The sequence below is a fragment of the Bartonella queenslandensis AUST/NH15 genome (assembly GCF_000312585.1).
GTDB lineage: Bacteria > Pseudomonadota > Alphaproteobacteria > Rhizobiales > Rhizobiaceae > Bartonella > Bartonella queenslandensis_A.
In genome coordinates this window covers 1-493 of record NZ_HE998019.1, presented here as the reverse complement: position 1 = coordinate 493, position 493 = coordinate 1, and the positions used below count along the sequence as shown (strand labels likewise).

The window sequence follows — 493 nt, the reverse complement described above, 5'->3', positions numbered from 1 at the left end:
GCTTTTTTCCATGCCAAACCACGTTTGATGGGAAGATAACATGTCTTTTTCAAGCCATATTGAGATTCAAGAGACAGGGCTTGATGCCGCCTTATCCTTTTTACAAAAGAGTGCGCATGCTCCAATGGGAACTTTAGCACAAGGGGTTGGGCGCTTAATCCAAGAGAGTACTAGGAGGCGGATTCAAAGTGAAAAAATGTCTGCCCAAGGAGAGAAGTGGAAAAACAACCATGCCCGTACCTCCATTCTTTTTGCCAGTGGGGCGTTGTCGCGCTCCATTGATATGAAAGCCTCACCAGAAAAGGTGATTGTGGGGAGTGGATTGGTTTATGCGCGGATTCATCAATTGGGAGGAGTTATTCACCCGAAAAATGGCAAGACATTGCGCTTTTTTCTGAAAAGCAGCAAGGCACATCGTTTTGTGTGTGTGCATCAGGTAACCCTGCCCGCACGCCCTTATTTGGGGCTTTCAGAGCAGAATAAGGTGGAAATT

Annotated in this window: 1 protein-coding gene; it reads left to right on the top strand. The window is 46.5% G+C overall.

Translation table 11 applies throughout. The annotated features are described in order from the left end of the window. Positions 1 to 40: 40 nt before the first annotated feature. On the top strand, positions 41 to 493 hold a 453-nt coding region (locus BN338_RS09195), incomplete at its 3' end, for a phage virion morphogenesis family protein (protein WP_039761341.1).